This is a genomic window from Acinetobacter sp. UBA5934, assembly GCF_002430855.1.
In the GTDB taxonomy this organism is placed as follows: domain Bacteria; phylum Pseudomonadota; class Gammaproteobacteria; order Pseudomonadales; family Moraxellaceae; genus Acinetobacter.
In genome coordinates, this window is the sequence record NZ_DJDC01000034.1 from 1 (window position 1) to 5,333 (window position 5,333).

Annotated in this window: 7 protein-coding genes; 3 read left to right on the top strand and 4 right to left on the bottom strand. The window is 39.9% G+C overall.

The window, feature by feature from the left end; translation table 11 throughout:
• Both B2Y23_RS02330 and B2Y23_RS02335 read right to left on the bottom strand, forming a co-directional pair.
• Window positions 1-764, bottom strand: a 764-nt coding sequence (locus B2Y23_RS02330) for a nitroreductase family protein (protein ID WP_291368778.1), incomplete at its 3' end; no start/stop codon positions are given.
• 106 nt (window positions 765-870) lie between these two features.
• A complete protein-coding gene (locus B2Y23_RS02335; RefSeq protein WP_291354716.1) occupies window positions 871-1,671 on the bottom strand; it encodes an enoyl-CoA hydratase-related protein in 801 nt (266 codons plus the stop codon).
• 104 nt (window positions 1,672-1,775) lie between these two features.
• On the opposite strand from B2Y23_RS02335, the gene B2Y23_RS02340 reads away from it, so the two are divergent.
• Entirely contained in the window at window positions 1,776-2,351 is a 576-nt protein-coding gene (locus B2Y23_RS02340; RefSeq protein WP_291354715.1) for a nicotinate-nicotinamide nucleotide adenylyltransferase, read from the top strand.
• 51 nt (window positions 2,352-2,402) lie between these two features.
• Window positions 2,403-2,972: a YceI family protein gene (locus B2Y23_RS02345; RefSeq protein ID WP_291368780.1), complete on the top strand. Its 570-nt coding sequence runs from the start codon at window positions 2,403-2,405 to the stop codon at window positions 2,970-2,972.
• Window positions 2,973-3,013: 41 nt separating this feature from the next.
• Here the strand turns inward: B2Y23_RS02345 and B2Y23_RS02350 are convergent, their stop codons facing one another.
• Complete coding sequence (locus tag B2Y23_RS02350; RefSeq protein WP_291368782.1) at window positions 3,014-3,904, bottom strand: LysR family transcriptional regulator ArgP; 891 nt, start codon at window positions 3,902-3,904, stop codon at window positions 3,014-3,016.
• A gap of 109 nt (window positions 3,905-4,013) precedes the next feature.
• Here B2Y23_RS02350 and B2Y23_RS02355 point away from each other — a divergent pair, with 109 nt between their 5' ends.
• Window positions 4,014-4,619 (top strand): LysE/ArgO family amino acid transporter, encoded by a 606-nt coding sequence (locus B2Y23_RS02355; RefSeq protein WP_409515237.1) that lies wholly within the window; start codon window positions 4,014-4,016, stop codon window positions 4,617-4,619.
• Window positions 4,620-4,668: 49 nt separating this feature from the next.
• Here B2Y23_RS02355 and B2Y23_RS02360 read toward each other — a convergent pair whose 3' ends face one another.
• On the bottom strand, window positions 4,669-5,127 hold the full coding sequence (locus B2Y23_RS02360; RefSeq protein ID WP_291368786.1) for a peroxiredoxin: 459 nt from the start codon (window positions 5,125-5,127) through the stop codon (window positions 4,669-4,671).
• Window positions 5,128-5,333: the final 206 nt, after the last annotated feature.

Genomic DNA, 5,333 nt, shown 5'->3' on the forward strand with positions numbered 1-5,333 from the left:
ACTTTTTGTATAAAAAGTTCGCGATCAAAACGGTACTGTGGAAAGAATACACCATCTTTGGCCCGTTCACCTGCAGCAATCACCATGATTGGATATTGCTGGTCATTTAGTTCCAAAATCTGGCGTACCATCGGCTCATCAAAACCTTCCATCATACAGCTATCAAAACCATACGCACGCAAGGCTAATACCAGATTTTCACAAGCCAAAGCTGTAGTTTTGCTTGCCCAAAGTCTTGCATCTGCTGGGTTAAAAGCAGTCACTGGCAACTGCTTATCCAGCGTACGAGCAATTTTGAAAGCAACTTTCTTAAAGTTACCCAAGGCATTGAAATAACCGGTTTTATAATTATATGGAATATATTTGTAATACTTCTGCACCGCAGCAGGTGCTTCAGGAAATGGAAACTCAGAAATATTCATCTTCGCCATTTCATCAATACGGTCGGTACGTGCGATACAGACAATTAATTCTGATGCTGTTTTTGCTGCAAGCTGGCTTAAACAGGCTTTGACCAGTTGTTTCTTTTTGGAAGGGGTCTGCACTACATAAAAAGTCCAAGGCTGTAAATTGGATGAGTTTGGCGCAAGCAAAGCAAGGTCTAAACAGTCATCCAGCACTTCCGCAGGAATGGGCTTTTTGGTAAATTTACGTACCGAACGACGGCTTTGCACAACTTTTTTAAAGTTTTCGACATCAATATCTGTCGGAGCTGGCTCATAATAACGTTTCTTTTCAGTTTGGGTATCGTTTGATTGGGTCATCTTTATCTACTCAGCTTTTAAAACTTGAAATTTATATCTATTAAAAAGCATAAAGCCACCAAATAATGTCATCATTCAGTGGATTTTCATTTAACAATACAAACAATTAATTAAATTGGGTAAAATCTGGTTTACGCTTTTGCATGAATGCAGAAACAGCTTCCATCATTTCAGGTGAGCCTACGCGATTCATGAAAATTTCAGCTTCATGATCAATCCATTGCACAATCTCATCGAGATTATGTTTCATTAAGGCTTTGGATTGTACTAATGAAGCCAATGGCAGGGCAGACAACTGAGCAGCTTTTTTTGCGGCAGTCGCATAGACATCTTCTTCAATACTATTAACTAAATTTGCAGCAACAGCAGTTTCGCTGTTAAATTTTTGAGCTGTTAAAAGCAACTCTGCAGCTTTGTGGTAACCTGCCTGCTCAACCAGTAATTTGCTTGAAGCGCCTTCAGGCGATAGACCCAAGCTCACAAACGGAATCTGAAATAGAGCAGTGTTATCACTATAAACCAAGTCAGCATGCAGTAAAATCGTTACCCCGATACCAATTGCAACACCACGAACCGCAGCAATTAAAGGCTTGGAAAATTTTGCAGCAGATTTAAGCAAAATAAAAGGCGCACCTTCCGAAGCCGGAGCCTGACCTTTTTGTGCTACAGATTTCATGAAATCCTGCATATCGTTACCAGCACTGAAATCAGCATCAGAACCACGTAAAATCACTACCCGAACGTCTTTATCCTGATCGGCTTCATCCAGCGCCTGAGCAATTTTTAAATACAATTCAGTGTATAACGCATTTTTAGCTTCAGGACGATCAATGGCTAAGGTCAGTACGCCATTGTCTAAATTCGCATTTAAATGTTGATGTGGTTGTTGAATACAGCTCAGTGTCATCGTACTATCCTTGCTTTAAAATTTAATTTGATTTTATGGCGTTTATTATGTCGCATATTTATTGGGGCGGCACAACTCACGAGTCATAAAAAACTTGATCTGTTATGAACTATACATTTGATTATCTGGTTTTCATTGGTCGCTTTCAGCCTTTTCATCTGGCACATATGCAAACGATTAAAATCGCTTTAGAGCAAAGTCAGAATGTGATTTTGGCACTCGGTTCTGCGCAGAATGAACGCAATATTAAAAATCCTTTTAGTGCTGCTGAACGCGAACAAATGATTTTGTCCAATTTTTCAGAAGCAGATCAGAAGCGAATTAAGTTTGTGCATGTGATTGATGTTTATGATGATCAAAAATGGCAACAACTGGTGCAATCTTTGGTGGCGGATATGGTAGAGCCTGAAGCAAAAGTCGGCTTAATTGGTCATTTTAAGGATGAATCTTCTTATTATCTTAAGCTGTTCCCAGAGTGGCAAATGGTGGAACTGGAAAGTCTGGTTGGGGCAATTTCAGCCACGCCGCTACGTGAAGCGTATTATCGTGGTGAAATTATTGAATCTGCTTTTCCATTCGGTACCAGCGAGTTTTTACACAAATTTCAGAATACCTCCACTTATCAACAATTGCAGCACAAATACCTGACACAAGATAAAACCAATCTGGAACAATCTTAAGTAAGCTTCTAGGGCGAGGCAGAGCATTGCCACGACCCAGGAGTGGATAAGATGAATATCCAAACCACCTTACAAAGTGTTTTGATTGCCAGTGTAATCAATCTAAGTATTGTTGTGCAGGTTCATGCACAGGAGTGGACACTGACTCCACAAACCTATGTGGGCTTTGATGTGAAGTCGATGGGTTTGTCTATTGTAAAAGGAAAATTTCAGCGGGTTCAGTCTGGCATGAGCTTTGATCCTGCAAGACCAGAAAATGCTTCGGCCCAGTTTGTACTGCATGTAAATAGCCTAAGTTTGAGTAAGCCTTCCCTGAAAAATATGATTTTGGGTGAAGATTTATTTTATGCAGATAAATACCCAACCGCGACTTTTAACAGTCATGAATTTGTACCTTTAGGGAATAATCAATATAAGATCAAAGGGGATCTGACTCTGCGCGGTATCACCCGGCCGGTGATTTTGGATACCTCCCTAGAACCTAATCCATCTGATCCAAAACTCATGGATGTAGAAGCTACCACTCTGGTTAAGCGCAGTGATTTTGGCATGAAAAAAGCATTTGGCGGGATCGGGGAGAAAGTCAATATTAAAGTATCTGGACAATGGCAGCTCAAATAAGCTGCCGGATTTGTCATAAAATATCTACTAACGTCTATTTTTTAATTCATCTGCTGTTGAGCCTTTTCGAGCAGGTCAATCGTCAATTGTTGCAGTAGCACAGATTGCTGCTTCCAGTGATGCCAATACAGTTTCATCTCGGTTTTGGCATTCGGCATAATTTCAATTAATTTCCCGGTCTGCAGATCATCACCAATTTGATATTCAGGCAACAAACCAAAACCTAAATCCAGATGCACTGCTTCTAAAAAACCGGTAGAAGAAGGAATAAAATAATGTGAATAGCTTTGCTGGTTTAATCCAAACAAATTCAGAATCACCTGATGATGCATCAAATCTTTATCATTAAAAATAATCGCAGGGGCCTGCCTTAATGCATCACGATAAATGCCATCTTTAAACCACTTTTCTACAAAAGAAGGTGTAGCTACCATGTGATAAGTCATCTGTCCCAAGTAATGCACTTCACAGCCTTTCATGGCAGTTGATTCAGTCGAGATACAAGCATTGACCAGACCGGTTTCAAGCAGCTGATGGGTTTGGGTCTGATCATCCAGAGACAGTTTTAAGGCAATTTTATGCTTGATTAATGTGGTCTGCAGGACTTTCAATAACCAGGTCGATAAAGAGTCGGCATTGGTGGCAATACTGAATTGATGAAACTCATGCTGACTGGATTGACCCATGAATTGTTGCAGAAGATTCTGTTCGCGTAATCGTTGATGCTGTAAATGCTCTAACAGCTTTTGACCCGCTTGAGTGACCCGACATGGACGTTCGCGCAGCAGTAAAATCTGTCCCAAATCTTTTTCCAAGCTTTGCACGCGTAACGTTACCGCAGATGCAGTAATGCAAAGCTGTTGAGCGGCTTCTTCAAAGCTGCCGGATTCAGCTACGGCAAGAAAAGCTTCACATGATTTATTTGAGAGCATAAACGTAACCTAAGAAAAACTGAGTTAAATTGATATTTTCTTAATCATACTTAATTAGTATTTTAAGCGGTGATAATTCACGACAAGATTTTTAAATTATTTAAGTTAAGTGGTTATGTTGAATAGTGCCGTACACGGTTTTGCCATGGGTTTAAGTCTGATTCTACCGATTGGTGCACAAAATGCATTTGTATTGAAACAGGGCTTAAAACAGCAACATGTTTTTGCCATTTGCCTCTGTTGTGCCTTGTCTGATGCCATATTGATTGCAGCAGGCGTATTGGGATTTTCAGAACTGGTTCTTTTGCATCCTGATTGGCTGAATATTGCCAAGTTTTTCGGGGCGACATTCTTGTTTATATATGGCACACAGCACTTTTATCAGGCCTGGAAAAGTGAACAACGTTTAGAGGCCAGTCAAAACCATGTGCCTTCTTTAGGGAAGGTGGTGTTGATCTGTTTAGGACTAACCTGGCTGAATCCGCATGTGTACCTGGATACGGTGGTATTACTGGGTTCAATTTCGACTCAATATCCGAACACGCAATTATATTTTGCCTTAGGGGCTATCACGGCATCGTTCTTATTCTTTTTTAGCCTAGGTTATGCTGCGCGGTTGTTACAGCCTATGTTTCAACGTCCACAAGCCTGGAAAATACTGGATGTGCTGATTGGCTGCGTAATGTGGTCGATTGCCATTTCTTTAATGAGCTAAATGAATAAAAAAAGGCATTAAAAAATAAATGCCTTTTTTAAGAAAGACTTTAAGCTGCTTGTAATACTTTTAAGTCCTCCAGCACTTGTTCAGCATGACCCGCTGCTTTGACTTTACGGTATTCTTTGACGAGTTCGCCGTTATGGAAAATAAAGGTTGAGCGTTCAATGCCCATCACCTGTTTGCCATACATGTTCTTTTCTTTAATCACATCAAAGATTTTACATAATACTTCTTCTTTGTCGCTAATCAGATTAATGCTCAAATTCTGTTTTTCAGTGAAGTTCTGATGCGCTTTCACCGAATCACGTGAAACCCCAAGAATAGTGGTATTTAAGGCATCAAACTGGTCTTTCAGGCAGGAGAAACCAATCGCCTGAGTGGTACAGCCGGGTGTAGAATCTTTTGGATAAAAATACACAATCAGCCATTCTGTTGGTATTTCAGTCAGGTTAATTTCTCCAGTGGTAGTTGGAAAAATTTGATTGGGCAGGGTAATAGCCGACATAGGTTCATCCTTATCAAGTTGAAATTATCATATTGATCTTGAAGTTATCAGTTAATGATAACGACTTTTAAGCATTTAATGCAGAACTGATAATGAATTTTAAAATATAAAAAAGCCTGCAATTGCAGGCTCTTATTCACTCTAAGTCAGCTTATTTTTTAGGCTGTTGAGCAGATTTCATCGCTTCTTCAGTCAAGCTTTTAAGT